The 21,134-nt window shown below is 41.7% G+C and carries 15 protein-coding genes and 1 tRNA gene; 7 read left to right on the top strand and 9 right to left on the bottom strand.

What is annotated here, in order from left to right; all coding sequences use genetic code 11:
• Positions 1-67: 67 nt before the first annotated feature.
• Genes EHQ64_RS10025 through thiH form a run of 3 tightly spaced genes read left to right on the top strand, consistent with a single transcriptional unit; the run spans position 68 to position 4,793 of the window.
• A complete protein-coding gene (locus EHQ64_RS10025) occupies positions 68-2,857 on the top strand; it encodes a chromosome segregation SMC family protein (protein ID WP_135649346.1) in 2,790 nt (929 codons plus the stop codon).
• Between the two features lie 9 nt (positions 2,858-2,866).
• Positions 2,867-3,679, top strand: coding sequence for a thiazole synthase (locus EHQ64_RS10020; protein WP_135649345.1), 813 nt, complete (start codon positions 2,867-2,869; stop codon positions 3,677-3,679).
• On the top strand, positions 3,660-4,793 hold the full coding sequence (gene thiH / locus EHQ64_RS10015; RefSeq protein WP_135649344.1) for a 2-iminoacetate synthase ThiH: 1,134 nt from the start codon (positions 3,660-3,662) through the stop codon (positions 4,791-4,793). The genes EHQ64_RS10020 and thiH overlap by 20 nt, the downstream gene beginning before the upstream one ends.
• A 6-nt stretch (positions 4,794-4,799) precedes the next feature.
• Here the strand turns inward: thiH and EHQ64_RS10010 are convergent, their stop codons facing one another.
• The 3 genes from EHQ64_RS10010 to EHQ64_RS10000 all read right to left on the bottom strand — a co-directional run bounded on the left by EHQ64_RS10010 (position 4,800) and on the right by EHQ64_RS10000 (position 6,560).
• Complete coding sequence (locus EHQ64_RS10010) at positions 4,800-5,087, bottom strand: Cys-rich protein (RefSeq protein WP_135649343.1); 288 nt, start codon at positions 5,085-5,087, stop codon at positions 4,800-4,802.
• Between the two features lie 23 nt (positions 5,088-5,110).
• A tRNA-Met gene (locus EHQ64_RS10005) sits at positions 5,111-5,184 on the bottom strand.
• 122 nt (positions 5,185-5,306) lie between these two features.
• Entirely contained in the window at positions 5,307-6,560 is a 1,254-nt protein-coding gene (locus EHQ64_RS10000; protein ID WP_135649342.1) for a hypothetical protein, read from the bottom strand.
• Between the two features lie 319 nt (positions 6,561-6,879).
• Here EHQ64_RS10000 and glnA point away from each other — a divergent pair, with 319 nt between their 5' ends.
• Positions 6,880-8,301: a type I glutamate--ammonia ligase gene (gene glnA, locus EHQ64_RS09995; protein ID WP_135649341.1), complete on the top strand. Its 1,422-nt coding sequence runs from the start codon at positions 6,880-6,882 to the stop codon at positions 8,299-8,301.
• A 244-nt stretch (positions 8,302-8,545) separates the two neighbouring features.
• On the opposite strand, the gene EHQ64_RS09990 is transcribed toward glnA, so the two are convergent.
• Complete coding sequence (locus EHQ64_RS09990) at positions 8,546-9,304, bottom strand: hypothetical protein (RefSeq protein ID WP_135649340.1); 759 nt, start codon at positions 9,302-9,304, stop codon at positions 8,546-8,548.
• A 235-nt stretch (positions 9,305-9,539) separates the two neighbouring features.
• Between EHQ64_RS09990 and EHQ64_RS09985 the strand changes: the two genes are divergently transcribed.
• The gene (locus tag EHQ64_RS09985; protein WP_135649339.1) at positions 9,540-11,468 is read left to right on the top strand and encodes an alginate export family protein; all 1,929 of its coding nucleotides are present in this window, start codon (positions 9,540-9,542) and stop codon (positions 11,466-11,468) included.
• A 228-nt stretch (positions 11,469-11,696) separates the two neighbouring features.
• Complete coding sequence (locus EHQ64_RS09980) at positions 11,697-13,109, top strand: protein-disulfide reductase DsbD family protein (protein ID WP_135649338.1); 1,413 nt, start codon at positions 11,697-11,699, stop codon at positions 13,107-13,109.
• Positions 13,110-13,604: 495 nt separating this feature from the next.
• Here EHQ64_RS09980 and EHQ64_RS09975 read toward each other — a convergent pair whose 3' ends face one another.
• Both EHQ64_RS09975 and EHQ64_RS09970 read right to left on the bottom strand, forming a co-directional pair.
• Positions 13,605-14,567 carry a prolipoprotein diacylglyceryl transferase gene (locus EHQ64_RS09975; RefSeq protein WP_135649337.1) on the bottom strand — a complete coding sequence of 321 codons (963 nt, stop codon included), beginning with the start codon at positions 14,565-14,567 and terminating at the stop codon, positions 13,605-13,607.
• A 72-nt stretch (positions 14,568-14,639) separates the two neighbouring features.
• A complete protein-coding gene (locus tag EHQ64_RS09970; protein ID WP_135649336.1) occupies positions 14,640-15,656 on the bottom strand; it encodes a M23 family metallopeptidase in 1,017 nt (338 codons plus the stop codon).
• A 59-nt stretch (positions 15,657-15,715) separates the two neighbouring features.
• Here EHQ64_RS09970 and pcnB point away from each other — a divergent pair, with 59 nt between their 5' ends.
• On the top strand, positions 15,716-17,167 hold the full coding sequence (gene pcnB, locus EHQ64_RS09965) for a polynucleotide adenylyltransferase PcnB (protein WP_135649335.1): 1,452 nt from the start codon (positions 15,716-15,718) through the stop codon (positions 17,165-17,167).
• 2 nt (positions 17,168-17,169) lie between these two features.
• Here pcnB and recJ read toward each other — a convergent pair whose 3' ends face one another.
• From recJ to EHQ64_RS09950, 3 genes are all read right to left on the bottom strand, one after another.
• Positions 17,170-19,074, bottom strand: a complete 1,905-nt coding sequence (gene recJ, locus EHQ64_RS09960; protein ID WP_135649334.1) for a single-stranded-DNA-specific exonuclease RecJ — start codon at positions 19,072-19,074, stop codon at positions 17,170-17,172.
• A gap of 2 nt (positions 19,075-19,076) precedes the next feature.
• Positions 19,077-19,397, bottom strand: coding sequence for a bactofilin family protein (locus tag EHQ64_RS09955; RefSeq protein ID WP_135649333.1), 321 nt, complete (start codon positions 19,395-19,397; stop codon positions 19,077-19,079).
• Positions 19,398-19,898: 501 nt separating this feature from the next.
• Positions 19,899-21,068 (bottom strand): iron-containing alcohol dehydrogenase, encoded by a 1,170-nt coding sequence (locus EHQ64_RS09950; protein ID WP_135649332.1) that lies wholly within the window; start codon positions 21,066-21,068, stop codon positions 19,899-19,901.
• Positions 21,069-21,134: the final 66 nt, after the last annotated feature.

Below are 21,134 nucleotides of genomic sequence, written 5' to 3'. Positions count from 1 at the left end.
AGCATTCCAGAGTCCGCCCGATTCTGGTCACTTGCAATCAATTTCCCAAAGAAACACAAAAATACATATGTATCTCAAAAGCCTGAATATTGTTGGATTCAAGACCTTTGCGGACGAGACGGAAGTTCTTCTCGATCCGGGATTTACCGCAGTTGTAGGACCTAATGGTTCCGGAAAATCGAATATAGTCGATGCTTTAAAATGGGTCTTCGGCGAAAAATCCGCCAAAGGACTTCGTGGTGATAAGATGGACGATGTCATCTTCCACGGATCCGAAGCTCGTAAGCCTGCCGGCTTCGCTGAAGTCAGCGTAGTTTTCGATAACTCTTCTAAACTTATCAAGATGGATTATCCTACCATCAAACTCACTCGCAGATTGTATGCGGATGGAAATAACGAATATCTAATCAACGATTCCAGAGTGCAAAGAAAGGAGATCGAAAAGATCCTTTTAGATACCGGGATCGGAAAATCCAGTTATTCTATCATGGAACAAGGAAAGGTGGATCGTATCCTTCATTCCAAACCGGAAGAAAGAAGGCTGATCTTCGAAGAGGCCGCCGGAATTTCACGTTTCAAGATGGAAAGACAAGAGGCCCTCAAAAAACTTTCCGACACAAATCAAAACCTTCTTCGCATCCAAGACATCATGAACACCATGAAAAAGGAGATGGAAGTCAAGGAGAAGCAAGCGGAGAAGGCTGAAGAATATTTCAAACTCAAACAAGAGCTGGATGAAACGGACAAGATCATTCGTTATATCAAGTTTTCCACTTTAACTCGGAAACATGAAACTTCCGAAAATGAATTAAAAGAGATCAAAGAGAAAAACCAGGTTTTATTAGAAAGAATTTCTGTCGAGACCGGCAAGATAGAAGAGTTGGATCACCAAAAATCAGATCTGGAAAAGAAAGTCGCAGAGATCGACAAAAAGCTCCTGGATCATTTGACCCAGACCCAGATCCAAAAAGACAAGGTGGAGAGTAATAAAGGGATCATTCTGGATTATTCCGATCGTATTTCCGATATTAGAGAATCCTTAACTAAGGAAGAATCCGCTCAAAGTCTTTTACAGATCGAAAGAGAAAAGTTGGAAAAAGAAGCGATCGATCTAGAAGGAGAAAGTAAATCTCTTGAATTAGGGATCGAAGAACTTCGTAAGAATAAATCCGATATTGAATCCAAGATAGAAGCGGAAAATACTTCCATCCAAGAAAAGGAAGCTAGGATCCAGTCCAACGATAAACGACATGTGGATCTTCGCGAAAAACTAAAAGAAGTTATTTTTGACCTAATTTCACAGTTAGAATCCCGTAAAAAAGAAGCTCAGTCTACGGAAGCCGAAAGAAATCGTCTGAAGGAACTCCTACTCGGAGAAGCAGATCGGATCCATTCTGTAGAATTAGAAATTAAATCCGCTCTGACAGGTTCTTTCCAAGAAGAGACGAAGGATAAAATTTCTTATCTGGCTGGAAAACTGGAAACGGAAGAATTCAGATCTAAACTTGGAGAGTATTTCTCGCTTGAAGATAGTATCCGTACTCTATTATTTGATAGAGACGGATTTTTATCCCAGAAAGAAGGTTTGGATCAGGATATAGAAGATCTGATCTTAGAAAATGAAAATCTAACTCGTTCCATCAAAGAATCCGGGCTTACTATCGAATCTCTACGAGAAGAAGCGGAGAATATCCGAGAAAAGATCGTGTATCTTGAAAAGCGTATCCTGGAGTTAAATTCGGAAAGGAATGCAAAACTAGAGTCTGCAAAATCACTTTCCGAGAGGATTTTGGAAACTCAAAAAAGGATAGAAGCTTCTCAGGAATCTATCAAAACTCTTAGCTCCAAAAAGACTGAATTTGAAAAAGAAGTCTTGGAGTTGGAACAACAGATCGAAAATCGTTACAACGAATTTTTGGAAATGAGCCGTGCTCTTGATTCTGAAAAGGAAGCTCTTCGTAATATAGTAAAAGAGATCCAAGGGTTAAAGAACGAGATCCAGAAGAATCAGGAAGACTATAAGAATTTATTTCCTATCTTAACCGAAAAGGAAAAGGCAGTTTCAGTCTATAAGGTCCAATTAGAATCCTTCTCCGAGGAATTGTACAACGATTATTCTATCTCCGAGCAAGAACTTGCAGATGAGTTCAAGGATAAGAAGCCTGAAAAGGGAGAAAGTGAGACCAAACTCAAACGTTTGAAGTCCGACATCCAGATGCTCGGTTCTATCAATCCACTTTCTATCGAAGAATATCGAAACGTAAAAGAGATCTACGAACATCATCGCACTCAAAAAGAAGATATCGAAAGATCTAAGAATGATATCACAGAGATCTTAAAGAACATCAACGAAGAATCCGAAAAACTTTTCAGAGAGACTTTCGAAAGGATCCGAGAAAATTTCCAGGAAACATTCTCCACATTATTCAACGGTGGAAGGGCGATGCTTGAACTCGTAGACGGAGAAGATAGCCTAAACGCTGGGATCGAGATCATGGCGGAACCTCCTGGCAAACATGTCCAAAATCTAAGACTTCTTTCAGGTGGAGAAAAATCCCTGACTGCAATCGCACTTCTATTTGCGATCTATATGGTGAAACCATCTCCATTCTGTTTCTTGGATGAGATCGATGCTGCACTTGATGAGGCGAATAAACTTCGTTTCTGCCAGATCTTGGATAAGTTTAAGGATAAGTCCCAGTTTGTGGTCATCACTCACGCGCAATCCACGATCCATCGTGCTAATTCCATTTTCGGAGTTACGAATGAGGAGCCTGGGATTTCTAAAATTATCAGTCTCAGATTGGATGAGGCTCGAGAATTTGCAGGAAGTGGCAAGGCTTCAGAAGCGGTTTAAGTAAAAATTGTGGCGGACTCCGACGATCTAATCATCGCAGGCAGAAAATTTAGCTCCAGATTATTTCTTGGAACTGGAAAATTCTCTTCCGGGGTCGCGCTTGGAGAGGCAATCCGTTCTTCCGAGACGGAAGTAGTAACCGTTGCACTTCGTCGTGTGGATCTAAATTCAACCGAGGACGATATTCTTACTCGGATCGATCGAGAAAGAATATTACTTTTACCGAATACAAGCGGTGCAAGGGATGCGGAAGAAGCTGTCCGTCTGGCAAGGTTATCCAGAGAACTTGGTGGCGGGAATTGGGTAAAATTAGAAGTCACTCCTGATCCTGTCTATCTTCTTCCGGACCCGATCGAAACATTAAAGGCGGCTCAAATTCTCGTAAAAGACGGATTTAACGTTCTACCTTATATCAACGCAGATCCGATTCTTTGTAAACATTTGGAAGATGCTGGTTGTGCAACTGTGATGCCTCTTGGTTCTCCGATCGGGACCAACCAAGGCATCCGCACTCTCGCAAATCTTGAGATCATCATAGAACAATCCAATATTCCTGTCGTAGTGGATGCTGGACTTGGTCTTCCTTCTCATGCCGCGCAAGCGATGGAGCTAGGAGCGGATGCGGTTCTTGTAAATACTGCAATTGCGATCGCAAAAGATCCCGCAAAAACTGCGTATGCATTTAAATTAGCGACCGAAGCAGGAAGACTTTCCAGATTATATTCGGCTTCCGGATCTAAAATTTCGAAAAAAGCATCCGCATCCAGTCCTCTTACGGGATTTTTAGAAGAAGAATCCAGAAATGTACACGGAGTTATTTGACCGTATTTCTTTTTCCGAAGCTAAGGAAAGAGTATTATCAAAATCTAAATCGGATTGCGAACAGGCTCTCCATTCTTCTTATTTAGGCAAACCTTTACAGTTCGAAGAATATCTTTCTCTAATTTCACCGGTTGCTTCTACTTATTTGGAAGAGATGGCAGAACTTGCACTTTCTTGGACTAAAAAAAGATTCGGGAATACAATTTCTCTCTATATGCCGATGTATCTTTCCAATGAATGCAGGTCTTCTTGTGTTTATTGCGGATTTAGTTTTGAAAATAAGATCCCTCGTAAGACCTTAAATGAATCAGAGATCCGTTCGGAATCAGAGGTCTTGTATAAAAAAGGGATCCGGCATGTTTTGATCTTAACCGGAGAAGACTACTCTATTACGAATTTAGAATATTTAAGATCTTCTGTTCAAATTTTAAGAGAATATTTCGATTCTATATCGATCGAGATCTATCCTATGGATCGGGAAAAATATGAGAACCTTATCGAAGAAGGTGTAGAAGGTCTTGTAGTTTATCAAGAGACCTATGATCCTAAAAACTATTCCAAATATCATCTTCGTGGTATGAAAAAGAATATGAGATATAGGTTGGATGCTCCGGATCGAGGAGGACTCGCAGGTTTTCGTCGTATCGGAGTGGGGGCACTTTTAGGACTTTCGGATCCATACGGAGAAATGTTTCGTCTTGGAGAACATGCACATTATCTTTCTAAAAAATACTGGAGAACTACGATCCAAATCTCTCTTCCTAGAATGAGGCCCGCAGAAGGGGAGTTTGATAAAACGATCTTTGTTTCTGATCGAGAGTATGTTCGTTTTCTATTCGCTCTTCGTTTGTTTTTACCCGATAGCGGGCTTGTCCAATCCACAAGAGAATCTGTCGGAATGAGAGATCATCTCTCAGGAATGCCGATCACTCATATGTCTGTGGAATCTCGTACGGATCCTGGAGGTTATTCAGGAGGAGAAGAGCTAAAACAATTTGAAATAGAAGATACTCGAAAGATCGGGGAATTTACTCAGATGTTGAGAGAGAAGGGACTGGATCCCGTATTTAAGGATTTCGATCGGGCATTTTTGGGATCGCCCGATCGGATTTGATTAGGATTATTTTTTTCCTTTATAACTATCCATTAAGCAAGAGTTGAAGGCAGTACATTGGCCTGAGTGGCTTTCGTAACAAGAAGTAACTGATGCATAATTTTTACGGCAGGTATTTAAACATCCTGCTCCTACTTTTTGTTTATCGCCCGCGCTTAATTTTTTTTGGCCTTCTACGCAGCTAGTGTAAAAATCACAGATTTGATTACATGCTTGGCTTTGAGCGTTTAGATTGGAAATTCCTGCAAAAGCAAGAACTGTCAGGACTAAGGTTGCGAGGATTGTTTTTTTCATTAGGTAACTTTCTCCAAAGGATCTAGCGACGCAGGGATTCGAACCCCGGACCTGCGGATTATGATTCCGTTGCTCTAACCAGCTGAGCTACGTCGCCGTTTTTCCTAGGAAATGCCCAAAGGACATTCACCGGTCATTTTTTTTGAAATACCGGCCTTGTCAAAGATTTCTCTTCCCGAACCTTGAAAGCTTTCCTAGGGTAAACTGGCTTTAGTTTCCTTAGTCAGACCTCTGGCCGATCAGAATGTTCCAGCTTTCAGGGCTTTTTCCGTCCCCTTCTGAAGAAGGAATTAGTAAATTTTTTCTTTCCGAGAGTAAATTTTCCAAACGATCTTGTAATGTTTTTCCGATTTTTTCCCACTCGGATTGTAGATCTTCCGGGAATTTAAGTTTGGAATGAGAATCCAATTGAGAAAGTAGATCCGGGATCAGCTTTTCTTCTATTTCGGTTTTTCTTTCCGTAGAATAGGATATTAGGTTCTTTTTAGAACGGAAATATTCTTCTTCTAATCGTTTCAGAAGGAATCGATCCGTTCTATCCGAATATTTATCCAATAATCGAACGATCCTTTCTTCAAAGATCGCATACATTCCTGACTCAGAATGAGGATGAGATTCTTTATGAGTCCATTCTTCCAATTTGATAAGTGCATCTTTTAGTTGAGGTCTTTCTTCAATCCAGAGAGAAACTAACTCTTCGTAAGCTTCTGCAAAAACAGTGAATAATAGTAATAGTTGTAAACCGAAAGAAAAATGGGTCTTAGGCAAGATCACAAATCTATCTTGCGCCCCCGATTTCCCGAGCGCTCCTAAAAGGGAAAAATATTTTGAATTCGTTCTTTTGAATAAGAATCGCAGAATAGCCGCTTCTAATTCCGAATTCGTTTCCGTATTTAATTCGTATTCTGTGATCTCTCTTATATCGGTCAAAGATCCTACAAAAAAAGCGGACTCAGGAGATAGGGGAGAAGAGAGTCTTTGTCCGTTCTCCTTTTTGCCCCAGAGCTTTTTTTCTAAAAGATAAGAAACCGAATGTTTCTCTTCTTCTTTCCAAACGATTTTCAAGATGGATTGGATCTCTTCTCCAAAAAATCCGGAGAGTTGTGCTTCTGCCTTTCCGATCTTTTCTAGAACATGAAAGTACGAATCCGTAAGACTTTTTCCATCTCCATCAGTAGTCCAAATACAAAGTTTATTCCCGAATAATACAGGAGGGAGTAAATAAGAGAGGGAAGAAGTTCCTAAAACTTTTTCTGAGTTAGAGATTGGATAAGAAGGTAAAGAAGATAAATACTCTTCTCTAGGAGGCCATTCTTCTAAAGGAACAAAAAAGTATTCTCCTGCTTGTTTTTCTTTTGCCCATGCCAAGATGGATTGGATGTATTCGTCTGGGTTCGGAATTGCCGAACTTGTTTCTGATCTATCTAAAAAATTCAGATCGTTTGGACTCGGCCATTGGGCAAGGGTCTGCATGGTTTCTCCCATGATTATATTTTGAGCGTAGTGTACCAAACTAACGCAGGAGCAGGTATAGATCAGAGAAAAACTCTATGGAACAAAAATCTATCGAATCCGCTTATTCGGAGTTTTTTACTGATTGCCTCAGGTTCAAGGATTTTTAGCCTGAGCAAGAGCTGCTTTTATAGGGGGTCCCACTTTTTTTAAAGCGAGGGACGATACTTGCAAGATGGGTTTTAGGATTTGGCACATCTCTTGCATAAGCATAAGCAGGACACGCTTTTCGCGTGCGAATTAGAGACCCCTAGTACAAACAAATAGGAGATAAGTATCAATGGCGAAAAATGCCGCAGAAGTGATTGCTTTCGCAAAAGCGAACAAGATTCTTTTCTACGATTTCCGGTTCACGGATATTAAAGGAGCTTGGCACCACGTTTCTTACCACGTAGATTCCGTAGACGAAACTACTCTTAAAGGACTTCCTTTCGACGGTTCTTCCATCCCTGCTTGGCAGCCGATCCACAAATCGGACATGCAGTTGATCCCTGACCCAACTTCTATCTTTTTAGATCCGTTTACTGCAGATCCTACTCTTGTAGTATTCTGCGATGTTTGGGACATTTATAAGAACCAAGCTTACGAAAAATGCCCTCGTTCCATCGCTAAAAATGCGGTGAAATACCTGAAAGATTCCGGTATTGGTGACACTGTTTATTTCGGACCAGAAAACGAATTTTTCATTTTCGACGGTTTGAAAGTAAGAGACGCGATCAATATCCAATACTACGAATTGGAATCTTCCGAAGGTATTTGGAATTCCCACACTGATCTTCCTGGTTCCATTAACACTGGACACCGCCCGGGAACCAAAGGTGGTTACTTCCCAGTAGCTCCAGTGGATTCTCAAGTAGATCTTCGTGCTGATATCGTTAAAACCCTTCATAAGATCGGAATGGAAACTTTCGTGGTTCACCACGAGGTTGCTCAGGCTCAAGGGGAAATCGGAGTAAAATTCGGAACCCTGATCGAAGCAGCGGATAACGTTCAGAAATTGAAATACGTTGTTAAAAACGTAGCTCATAAATGGGGAAAAACTGCTACCTTCATGCCGAAACCTCTTTACGGAGACAACGGTAACGGTATGCACTGCCACCAATCCATTTGGAAAGACGGTAAAAACCTGTTCGCAGGAAACGGATACCAAGGATTGAGCGAGCTTGCTCTGAATTATACCGGTGGCGTGTTGAAGCACGGAAAAACCGTAGCTGCTTTCACTAACGCTTCCACTAACTCTTACAAAAGACTTTTACCAGGATTCGAAGCTCCTGCGATTTTAGCTTACTCTGCTCAGAACCGTTCCGCTTGCGCGAGAATTCCGTTCGTTAGCGGTGAAAAAGCGAAACGTGTTGAGTTCCGTTTCCCTGATTCTTCTGCGAACCCTTATCTTGCATTTGCAGCATTGCTTATGGCAGGACTTGACGGGATCCAGAACAAGATCGATCCAGGACCTCCTCGGGAAGAAGACTTATTCGAACTTTCTCTGGATGAGATCCGTGAGAAAGGGATCCAACAAATGCCTCACACTCTTAGAGAAGCTGTTGAGCATATGTTGGCAGGTAAAGAGATCTTCAAAAAAGGAGATGTATTTACTGAAGAGTTCATCCAAACCTACAAGGCTTACAAATTCGAAACCGAAATTTGGCCATGGGAAGGACGTCCTCACCCGTTCGAGTTCCTTACTACTTATTCTTGCTAATCGCAGGGAAACCAAGTATGGATCAAAAAACCCCGAGATTTCTCGGGGTTTTTTATTTTGTGAGTTCGGGTCCGCACGGAGTTCACTGAGAACACAGAGATTTAAAAAAGACAAAATCCTTAGCGTCTTTGCACCTTTGCGTGAACCCAAAAAACTCGTTCAACAATTTTCGCGCGAAGCCGCGAAGAAAAGAAGGTTCTACTTATAAAGCGCTCCGTGAGCTCTGTGGCCTCTGTGCGAAATCTTAAGGAATTTGATCTAAGTTTGGCTTATCCGCTTCAGGATATTTCGCCAGATACTCGCGGACGGTTTCTCTTTTTTTGGTAAGCCTTTCTCTATGGTCTGAGATGATCTGACCGAAATCCAATTTACCTATGATGATCTCGTATCTTTCGGTTTCCATTGTGCCTAGATCCAGATCATAATCGATCTCGGAGGCTTCATCCGCGTATTTTCTGGCGGCTTCCCAGTAGGGGATCGCTTCCTTATAAAAGGAATCTGCGACTTCGAAGGATTGTTTGAGCTCGTGGGCGAAATCTAAATTATAAAAATATAAATGCCTTTTATCGAATTGGGATGCGATCCTCATATAGGATCTCATGATCTGAAGATTCATATGCATAAAAATTAGAAGTCTATATTTATGATATTCTTCTTCATTTCGCACCTGGCAGAGAGCATTACGAGGATGACGAAATCTCTTCTTCAAACCTGCTTTTAAGAAGAATATATTTCTTCGAAGTTCATTCTCCTTATAATGGAGTTTTAGCCCGTACATCTCATAATAATCTTCTAAAAACTTGGGTTCCCATTTATGGAGTTTATAAGGGACCCAATCGGAGAACTTGGTATAAACACCGTTCTTCTCATATTCGTAATTATAATCTATATCCACTTCTGTGCTAATGGATACAGGGATTGAATTCGTGGTTTGTAAATTCGGAGAGACTAGGAGAAAAAGAAATGTCCATGCCTGGAATATGTATTTGCTTTTTCTCTGCATTCTGTCTTAATCATCGGCCTTTCTGATGATTTCTGAATGGAAAAGAGGATCTTAGGAATTCTACTTTAACAGAGGTGCTGTCGATTTGGCCGTTAAAGGCTATAATTCTTGATCAAAATGATACACAGCTGTCTAAAAAAGTTCCCAAAATTCTAAATAATCCTTTACAAAATTCACTAAAGTTAAATTTATATCCGCTATATTGGATTTATATCCAAAATAAGGGACTCTCCATATGTTAAAAAATACACTCTTTCATCGCTCAGATGGGAACAAAAAATACAGGCAATTACCGATCCGACTCCTATTGTCGTTCGGTTTCTTAGGATTAGAGACAGTTTGGGCTCAAGGGGCGGATGCTCCTAAGCAGGAATCGGTTACACAAGCGGAGAGTGCTCCTGTTAAACCTGCGACTGTAGAAGAAAAACCAGCAACTACAACACCGACCCAAGCACCGGCTACCACTACAGCGGCTCCGGATCCTAAGGACAAAGACAAGGATAAAGAAAAAGCACCTGCTGCTCCTTATAAAAGTCCTTGGAAAGGAAAATTGGACGGAGAACTTCTAGGAACATTACTCTTAACTCCAGAGCACCAAGATTCTGTGAAGAAGAGCACAAATCTTTGGATCACAGATAATCTTCGTTTCGGATTACAGATCAGACCTAGATTCGAAAATTTTAATAACCAAGATTTTGATAAGTCCACAAGCGATTCTAAAAACTACGTAACTCAGAACACTCAATTCTGGACCTTATTGGATATTAACGAATCCTTTGCGGTGAAGTTGACCATCCAAGATACTCGTCTTTATGGACAGTATAAGGATCCGAGTGGAACTGGATACGGGCCGACTAGTTTTACGAACTCCATCGGAACAGCGTATGCACCAGGAAGCCAGATCCCTGTAAAAAACAATACTGATATCAGAGAAGCATACGTAATTTGGAAAGATTTTCTTCCTTATACTAAATTGTATTTAGGTCGTCAGGTTTTCTCTTACGGTGATTCAAGAATCATAGGAGCAAGGAACGATAGCCAGATCGGTAACTCTTTCGACGGAGTTCGTGTGGCATTCGATACCAAAACTTGGTCCACTCACGCAGGTTATACTGTTCTTGCTGAAGAGAGTAATGGTCCGAACGGATTTGTGACTGCAAACAGCCAGAAAGTAGGGGGAGCAAAATCCTTAAACGACACCTATCTTGCTTTCTTATACAATACTTGGAAACCTTCTGAGGAGTTGGTAGTCGATCTATACGAGATCGGTGTTGTTAAAAAATACAATACTACTACCGCAACTGGTCCTCTTGTAGATCCGAACGAAAGAACCAACGGTAGAGATAATCTTTTCACTACAGGAATTCGTTTAAGCAATAGAACTGCTTCCGGTAGAAGTCTTCCTGCAGGAAAATCCTGGGATTGGGGACTCGAGTATGCGGCTCAAACAGGTAGCACAGGCCAAACCATCAATGCTTCTTGGGATACACTGAATACCACGATCGGAAGCGGCGCGGATAAACATGCAGCTTACAAGGAAACTGTGCAACATGATGCTTCCTTCTTCTTAGCCCAAACTGGATATACCTATAAAGGATTTAGGCTTGGAGTTCAGTTTGCTCGAGCTTCCGGGGATCCAAACCGTGCAGATGGAAAATCCGGGACCTGGGATCCTCTATTTGCGACCAGATCCGGAGGATTCCCTTACTTCGATTCAGGAAACGGTATCGCGAACGCTGCATTCTGGGCAAACGTGAGAACTTCTTCCGTTCATATTCAATACTACGATGATACTTGGGGAAGATTCATTTTTGCAGTTTATGATATTCGCAAGGATAAGGTCCAAGACGCATGGTACGACGGGAACAGAAATGCTGTTACAGGTAGCACAGGTTTCGATGCAAACGGAGACTTTTTGGCAAACAAGACTGTTACAGGAAGTACAGAAAACTTCTCCAACGATCGTTTCATGAAAAATTGGCAACCAGGACACAGGCTTTTATTGGAATATGATCTGATTTATATCAAGAAAGTCAGTGATTACTTCTCTATCTGGGCAGGAGCGACAGTTCTTTACGCTGGAGACGCGATCAAGAACCAAAAACAGTTCAATTTCGACAAAAACAGCACCTATTTCTCTCTCACACTTCAGTTCGCAATCTGATCCGGAGAGAAAGTTTAGAGGCCCGGTCTTTTTTAGGAAAGGTCGGGCTTTTTCACATCTTTTGGGCCTTTCGGCTCGTCCAAACAAGTACAGACAAAATCTAGGGTTGTCGTCCGGGACTTTCGGATTGACCATACTTTTGGAAATCGCAATCTGGATTTCGAGGTTAATACCGAAAATGAATCTTAGGAGAAATAGAAATCCTGTTTGGGTCTAACTGTCCATCCCATGAAGAAAGTTCGGATTTTCCTTTCCAAAATATTTTTTTCGCCTAAGATCGCCCTCTTAGTACTTCCATTTTTTACTTCTTCTATATTTGCTCAGGGCTCGGATGTTTCCGGTTCTTGGATGGGTTCCCTGAGCCGCTGGATGGAGACTGGCGTTTCCGGTTCTGAATTCGGTTTCGATTCCGCTCTTTTTCTGATCGCCGGAGGACTTTGCGCGAGCCTTCTTCCTTGCGTGTATCCTTTGTATCCGATTACAGTCGGTATCATCCAAGCTAGGGGAGAATGTAGTAATAGTAATAAATTTTTCCATCCTCTTGTTTACTATTTCGGCCTGGCATTTATGTATTTCTGCTTCGGCCTTGTTGCTGGAATTTCGGGAGGAGCCTTTAATACTGTCTTAAGATTTCCTGCCACAAATCTTTTTCTTGCTGTTCTAATATTCTTACTCGCACTTGCTTCCTTAGGATTTTTATATTTACCGATTTTTCCCTCTAAAGAGTGGAGAGGCGGAGAAGGTTGGAAAGGAACATTTCTTTTAGGAATGGGGGCTGGCTTTTTATCTTCACCTTGTGTAGGGCCTGTAGTAGTCGCGATCCTGATCCAAGTTACTGCAGGAGTCCAAAGCGTAAGTTTTGGTTCCATTACACTTTCTGCATTTAAGATGTCCTTATTCGGATTCGGACTTGGACTACCTTTCTTATTTTTGGGAGTGTTCGGACTTTCACTTCCTAAAACCGGAAAATGGACCAGATGGATCCAAATGGTTTTGGGTCTGATCGTTTTCTATTTCGCTTGGTCCTATTATAATAAGGCGATGCAATTATGGTCTGTTCCTACGGATCTAAGTCTTGGCATCTTAGCCGCTGGGCTTGGAGTTTTGACTACAGCTTACTTTTATCAGTCCGCTTCTCTTCTTCGCACTGAAAGAACGAAACGTGCATTACTTCTTACAGGATTTGTATGTTGTAGTGCGATCCTGATCCGTCTGGCAGGTTGGGGAACCTTAAACGGTGGGGTCAAAAAAGACGTAGTAGAAGAGCATGGGAATTTAGAATGGCATAGAATTTCGGAGACCGCATTCGAGACTGCTCGTAATGAAGATCGTTTGGTATTTGCGGACTTCTATGCGGATTGGTGTTCCAACTGCAAGGCATTCGAAGAATTGACTTTATCCGATCCGAGTTTGAACCAAGCTCTCGGAAAAGCGATCCTCTTAAAAGTCAGGGACGATGATAAAGACTTTGCTCAGTATGAGAATGATCCTAGATTCCCTGAGTTGAAAATCGGTCTTCCTTTCTTTGTAATTTTCTCTCCTGATGGCAAAGTTCTTTTTAAAACTACCAATTATCTAAATACAGCTGACATGATCCGAACCATCAAAGGTGAAAATATTCACGCTGCCTCCGGTGAGTGAGACGAGAGGGTAGCTCTTAGTTGCATTTTCACGCCGAGACGCAAAGCCTCGGAGAAAAGAAGATCTGGCCTTTATTTACCGAACCCTCCGTGTTCTCAGTGTGCTCCGTGCGAACCAATTATTAAAATAAATTTCGCACAGAGACCACCGAGGTCACAGAGCTTGGGGCAGTAAAAACAGAACGTCGGTCTTAAGTACTTTCGCGAATGCGAAGTGTATAGCGCGCGAAGCCGTACAAAAAGAAGGTTTGGCTTTTTATTTGCCAAACCCTCTGTGTTCTCAGTGCACTCTGTGTGAACTAAATTACAAAAACAAGTTTCGCACAGAGACCACCGAGTTCACAGAGCTTGGGCAGTAAAAACAGAACGTCGGTCTTAAGTGCTTTCGCGAATGCGAAGTGTATCGCGCGTGAAGCCGTACAAAAAGAAGGTTTGGCTTTTATTTGCCAAACCCTCTGTGTTCTCAGTGTACTCTGTGTGAACTAGTTTTTACAGATTAAGCTGGGACTGGTTCTTTTTCCCAGAGTTTCCATTTCACTAAGAAAAATACACCAACCAGGATGATCGCGATCGAAACATATTGGGATTGAGAGAATCCATGCCAGTAATACCCGTTTAAGAAGGTAGTAGTTTCTACTGCTGCTCCTGGGATATTCGCTTGGGTAGGAGGATCAAAGAATGGGATCACCGCTTTATTTACTCTTAAGAATTCAATCGCAAGTCTTGCAATTCCATGAAGGATCAGATATTGAGCCCCTAAACTGAAACGTTTAAAGTTTTGGAATCTTGCCCATTTCTGGAAGTATAGAAAATACAAAAAGGAAACGATGGATTCCATGATTGGAGTGTTCCATACGGGTACACCACTTGGCACGGCGCTTGTTGGCCAATAGGTAAATGTAAGAAGTGGAATATGAGTATGAGTTGCGAATCCGTAACAACCGTCTCCGGAAACAAAACATCCTAATCTACCAATCGCGTAACCTAATGCCATGCTTGGAACGGCAGCGTCCAAATACTCTTTTACATTCAATTTGTTTTGGATCATGTAAAGGCTAATGAACAAGATCCCGAATAGGAACCCTCCGTAGAATACAAGACCGCTTCCGGAGAATAAACTGGACCAAAGTCCCATACGTCCCGGAAAACCTTCGAAGTGGGTGAGGGGATACGCATACTTTCCGTCGAAACCGGGAGTATCTACGAAGATCTGATCCCAGATCTCAAAAATGAAAAATACTTTAGCGCCTACGAATGTTCCGAAGACCCCTAGGATCAAAAGCCAATCCGCATGAACCGGATCTAAATTTTTTCTCTCTAATTCTTTCGGTAGAAGATAAGAAGCCGCCAAAAAGGCGAAGACTACTAATATACTGAATGTGGAAATTCCTTCCCAACCGCTGCTAATGTATTTCTGGACGAAAGGTACGAGTCCGGGAATCTCAATGACTTTATACATGGTTCCTTCTTTGGATCTTTTTTCCCTAGTATTCGTTCCCCGAACCGGGAAAGTTTCGGAGAGATTTAATAATTATTCCATATTCACAAATTCTGCAGGGTCCATCGGAGGATCATAACCTATATGGACCTCGTAATGAACATGGGGACCGGTCGCTTTTCCTGTCGAACCTACATTACCGATATGTTGCCCTCTTGTTACGATCTGTCCCTTCTCTACTAAGACTAAGGAACAGTGGCCATATACGGTATAAAATCCGTTCAAATGATTGATACGAATACTTTTTCCAAGTCCACCCGCAGATTGTCCATTATCTTCTATAATCCCGGGAGCGGTCGCATAGATTGGAGTTCCTTCCCCTGCGGCAAAATCTATCCCAGAATGGAATTCTCCCATTTCTACAAGTCCGAATGGATCCACCCTTCCTCCGAAAGTGGAAGTAACAAATCCGACTCCGGGCTTAAGAGGTCTACCTCTAGGCATCGCGTATAGAATGGATTCTCTCTCTTCTAGATAATCGAATGCGTTTTGGAATGCATGTTTGATCTTATAGAGTTCTATATTTCTTTCGGCGAATCCTTCTACAGTATCTTGGTATAAATCCATGTTAGTCGAAGACTCTGGTACATTTTTTTTCAAACTGAACTCGGGCACATAGTCGAAGGTAAGGATCCTTTTCCATGGAACTTCTTCCCACGCGACTAGATTCAGTTGTTCAGTTTTCTTTTCGAGTCCTGAAATTTCTTTTTTAGCGTCTTTCAAAAGAGAGTTATAATACAAGAATAGCCCGACATTATTATCAGTTTCTCGGATCAGTTCCCGATTCGGGACGAAGAAAAAATTCATATAGACTACGAATGCGCTCGCGAGAAGAAAAAGTAGGACGGAAAGTACTCCTAAAAACGCAGCCATAAAAACGCTGAGCTCCACATTGAGTACTGCTTCGTGATCGTGAGGTACAAGTAGGAAAGAAATTTTCCGAGACCCCTTTTCTTTCATTTTTAGCCAGGAAGAACGAAAGCGAAGATACTGAATCTTCAGCCTTTCTGCGGCTCTGGGGCGGTCTTCGAACTTTGCCTCGTTGTTCATAGATTTTTACTTGCAGGTAGGGGTCCGACGGGGATTATAGGACTTAACTATCCCATCATATGAAATTTCTGTCCAATCTCTTCAAGAAAAAAATAGGATCCGTCGACGACATTCTTATTTATCCGGAGGGAAAGAGATTTTACAGGGATTCGCATCCGGTTCGCAAGACTATGATCGACGAGGATGCGGTCAAGATCATTCATCGTCTTCATAAATTCGGATACAAGGCCTATATAGTGGGCGGAGGAGTTCGAGATCTTCTCTTGGGACGTAAACCCAAAGATTTCGACGTGGTCACGAACGCGACTCCGAACCAAATTAAAAAAATCTTTAATAACTGCAGAATTATCGGTCGCAGATTCAAGATCGTTCATATCCTATTTAAGGGAAAGGTGATCGAGGTCAGTACTTTCCGTTCTCTTCCGGAACATCGTTTTGAAAAACCTGTCGAAGATCAGGATTATCTGATCAAGAGAGATAATAAATTCGGAACTCCTCAAGAAGATGCTGCTCGAAGAGACTTCACGATCAACGCGTTATACTATGATATTCGTAACGATTCCATCGTGGATTATGTTGGTGGATACGAAGATATCCAAGGCAGACAACTCAGGGTGATCGGAAACCCCGACATTTCTTTCAGGGAAGATCCTGTGAGAATGTTGCGTGCAGTTAAATTTGCTGTGTTGCTTGGATTAAAGATCGATCGCGGAACTTCTAAGTCTATCAAGAAGAATGCATACGAATTGGAGAAGGCTTCTTCGTCCCGTATGTTGGAAGAGTATAATAAAATCTTCCGCACCTGGAGAACTTCACTTATCTTCCAAGGTATGGCCCAAAATTCCTTATTGGAAGTTTTGTTTAAGGATGCTTTCGAAAGAGAACGTAAAAAGAATCCTGACTTCGGAGACAAGTTTTTGGAAACCAGGGTAGGTAAACGCCTGGCGATCGCAGATAAACTATTATCCGAAAGAGAGGAACTTACTCCTCAGATCTTCTATGCACTTTTATTTTCCGATTTAGTCGAAGAGTCTTTATCTAAGAAGAGTGGGGGGCATTTGGTTGCTTCTCTCAAACAGGCCCTAGAGCCTATTTTCCAAAGACTCGGAACTCCTAAAAAAGATAAGGAAAGACTGATCAAGGTTTTCGCTTCTCAAGAAAGATTTACTCATACAGAGGACGATAAAGCCACTCAGAATAATTTTTTCCGTAAAAAAGACTTCTTCTACGATGCATTCTACGTCTTTAAGATAAATGCGATTGCGGATAATAACGATCAAGCTTTACAATCCGCATTCTTCTGGGAGATTTCTCTTAGAAAAAGACCTGTGCTGCCAAATAGTATCGGTGGTGGAGGAGGCCGCAAAGAAGGTGGTCGTCCGAACAAGAATCGCAAAGAGAGAGAAGGTCGTTTTCGGGATAAAAATCGAAAAGGCCGCCAGAATGGAGAATCTTCTAAATCAAAAGAGGATTCTGCGGAAGCTTCGGATTTTTCAGATTCGGAAGATTGATCTTATTCGAAAAATTGGATCACGAATTGTAGGCTAGTTTTGCCTTTAAAAGTGTTTTCTTCCAAAGTTCCCCAAAGATCCAATTCTCCTTTTTCTCTTAGAACTCTGGAAAATTCTTCCGCCTTATTCCAAATGATCGCTTGGATCGATTCTGAAGAGGCTAAAATTTTAAATCTTGCATGTTTTCCATCGGATAAAGGTCTATAAGAAAGTATTTTAGCTCCTTTGATGGAAAGTAATGGAGTTGGGTTTTCCATTCCGAAAGGTTCGAAGATCCCAAGTTCTGTATAAATATTTTCTCTTAGTTCTTGTGGTCTTAGGCTTACTAAACTTTTGGTCTCTTCTGCAATGTTTGAAACTTTTTCTTCTTCTAACCAGCTACCTGCTTCTTGAAAAAGTATTTCTGCTAATTTCGGGATCCGATCTATAGAAAGTGAAAATCCTCCCGCTTCCTTATGGCCCCCGAATTGATGAAAAATATCTTCCGCTTTTTTTAATAAGTTCAGAACGTTTTCCGTTCCGTAAGCTCTTACACTTCCTTTTGCGTGTCCATGGTCCGGGGCGATAAATACTACGGGTCTTTTGTATTGTTCTACGAGTCTTGTTGCGACGATCCCGGAAACTCCAGGTTCGAAGTCCGGCTCATAGCAGAATAGAATAGGCCTTTCCGTTCTTTCTCTTTTTCTTTTTAGAAAACCTTCTACCCTGAATAGATTACGTTTGGTTCTTTCTCTTCTTTCTTCGTTTAATTTTAGAAGGTCAGTAGCAAGATTTTCCGCTTCTTTGTTGGAGTTAGAAAGTAAAAGACCGAGTGCAGTTTCCGTTTTTTGCATTCTTCCCGCGGCATTGAGTGCGGGCCCAATACTCCAGCCTAGATCTCTGGAAAGAACCTTCTTCTTATCTAAATCCAATTGTGCTAAAAGTTGGTATAGACCCGGGCGATGAGAAAATTCTCCAGTCTTGATCCTTTGAAGAGAAACACATCCTTCTTTTACGATGATCCGATTTTCTCCTACAAGAGGCATCATGTCAGTGATAGTTCCTATAGAAGCCAGATCCAAATTTTTTTGGACCTGTTCCCATACTGCAGGTGATCCCGATATCTGGGAAAAGAAAACTTCTCTTTCTGGAAATTGTGTTTTGGAAACTTTTCCCCAATTGATAAAATTTCCTCCAAAACGTTTTTCAGCTTCGGATTTATCTCCCTGGAAAAGTTTGATCCCTTTTTGGACTAAACTTCCGCTAAAGAATGTTTCTCCATCCGGGACCCAGTAATAAGAATCATAATTTTCTAATGTAGTATAAAGCCATGCGGTGACCAGTTTCCATGCGATCACGGACGTGCAGATCTTTTCAGTCGGATATAAAGAATCTCCTCGTTTAGGAGAGATCAATTTACATGCAGAAGGGATCCTTTCCGGGATCTCATGGTGATCCAAGACCACCACTTGAATCCCTTCTTGGTTTAGTTCCTCGATTTCAGCGCTATTGCTCGTACCAAAATCAAGAGTGATCAGAAGATCCGGTTTTACTTCCCTCACATACTGCATCGCGGGAGCACAAAGTCCGTAATCTTCTTCGCTCGAAGTTTTTACTGTGAGTTTTCCTGGATGGATCCCTTGCAGAAAAGAGGCGAGTAGACTTGTGGAACAAACCCCGTCGCTATCCCTGTCTCCATAAAGTAGAATGGATCTGTTTTCTTTTATAGCTGACTGAATGGTTTTAATGGATTCATCCATATCAGGAAGAAGGAAGGGAGAAGGAAGATCCGCTATACTCAAGCCAAGGATTTGGCCTGAGTTCGAGACTTGCCCGAATTTAGATTTGAATATATGAGATTGAAGACCTGTTAAGCCCTGTATGGATGAATTAGGTAGATTATGAAATTCGGGTCCATGCTGGGGCATAATTACATGATGCAGTTCCCGCTAAATTTTGCTCCTGATTCTATTTCCAGATCCGGGGTGCGAACATCTCCTACTAATTTTCCGGTCTTGCGAACGGATACTTTAGAAGAAGCGCTGATATTTCCTTTGAGATCCCCTTCGATTTCGAGGGTTCCGGTTTCTATATCAGCTTCGACCCTACCGGTCTCTCCCACGATCAGGGATCCGGTTGTTTCAATCGTGCCCTTAAATTGGCCCTTGATCTTGAGTGCGTTATTGAAACGCAATTTTCCTCGGAATTGGATATCTTCTCCGATGATCGTGTCTATGGATTCTTCGCTCATGTGTCTACATTTTCGAAGTCCGACCCCGCCTTTCAAATATTTTTCAAAGACATAAGGCTATTTTTTTCGGTTCACACGGAGTTCAGAAACGGCACGTAGAATAGGATGGTTCTCAGTAGAAGTTCCTAAAATAATAAACCCTCTGTGACCTCAGTGTTCTCTGTGCGAACTATAAAGATTGGAAATTTCACACGGAGTTCACGGAGACACAGAGTTAGAAACTTACAATATCCAAACCCTTGACGTCTTAGCGCCTTTGCGTGAACCAAAAAACTCGTTCAATAATTTTCACGCGAAGTCGCGAAGAGAAGAAGGAGTGGTCCCTGAGTGATTTTCACGAAGTGAAAATTGTATCGAAGGGAGGTTAAAGGAAAAATTTAATACTAATATGTTCCCAACTTCGTGACGCTCCCGCGTGCGATACAATCTTCGCTTTTGCTCAGATTACTCGGGAACCGATAAAAACCCTCTGTGTTCTCAGTGGCCTCTGTGCGAAACGAACTAGAACGCAGCGACTAAGATTGTTTCGATCTCGTTTTTAGGAAGTTCTCTCGGAAGAGAATCCAGGAAAGGAAAAGAAGAAGCAAGGCTTGCTATCCCCGGCAGATCTATTTTACGAACCTCGTATTCCGAAAGCCTTTGTGGAATCTTAAGTTCGATATAAATTTTACGGATCCCTTCTACAGCTTTGATCGCAGCCTCGATCACTGAAATATTAGTGATGTCTTCATCCAAAGCTTTCGCGATCATTACGTATTTACCCGCGGAGGAGGTGAGGTTGTATTCCATCACATGGGGGAGAAGAATGGACATCGCCTGAAAAACATCCAAATTTGTCAGATTGGAAGCTGCCAAAGAAAGTGCATAACAAAGTCCTAATGAACTGGAAGAATGGGACATTCCTACAAGTAAACTCGCACCGAAGATTGCGTTCTTGTATTGTAAATTCTTAGGGTCTCTGATCGCAGGAACCAAGTTTTTATAAATGATCTCTATGGCGCGCAATGAAGAAGAGTTTGTAAGCTCGTTTGAGTATTTGGAAAGAATGCTATCCACTGCAGCTGCCAAGATCCCAACTCCAACTTTCGCAACGTCTGCGGAAGTCATAAAACTACTGATCTTAGCATCTGCGATCACCATCTCCGGAAAAAGATGTTCATGTGAAAAATAACGAACAGTTCTATCATCGTCCATGTAAACGGTTGCAGTAGGGGAACATTCCAGTCCCATCACTGGATGGGTCGGGATTAAAATAAGAGGGATCGGTTTTTTAAGTCTTTGCGTTTTTCTTAGTATAAAAACATCTTCCGCAAAAGAATCGTTATTCGCGAGTAAGGAAACTAACTTGGCAGTATTTAAACTTTCGTAGGAACCGTAACCAATAATGCAGTTTGCGTTGGAGATCCTCGCAAAATATGCAGCAGTATCTAGTTCTTTTAATGTTGGCTCCTTCTCTATATTGTCGTAGAGGATAACACCATCTATATGTTTTTCTAAAGAAGTTTTGATGATGGAGAATTCATCCATATTCTCCAACTCGCTCTGGGTGGAGAGAATGACAGCACGACTTCCAACATTCTTTACGAAATTTCCCATTTTGAAACCACAATCTGCTTCAAAATGGATTTTGGTGGGAAAACTAAAATTGATCCAGTCGGGGAGTATCGGCATTTTGTGTCGTTCTCCCTTATGATTTGAGAGGAGATAAGTAGAACCCGGAATCCAAGGGAAACAACT

It is taken from the genome of Leptospira sarikeiensis (assembly GCF_004769615.1).
Lineage (GTDB): Bacteria > Spirochaetota > Leptospiria > Leptospirales > Leptospiraceae > Leptospira_B > Leptospira_B sarikeiensis.
The sequence above is the reverse complement of the archived record's forward strand: the minus strand, read 5'-3'. Positions and strand labels throughout refer to the sequence as shown.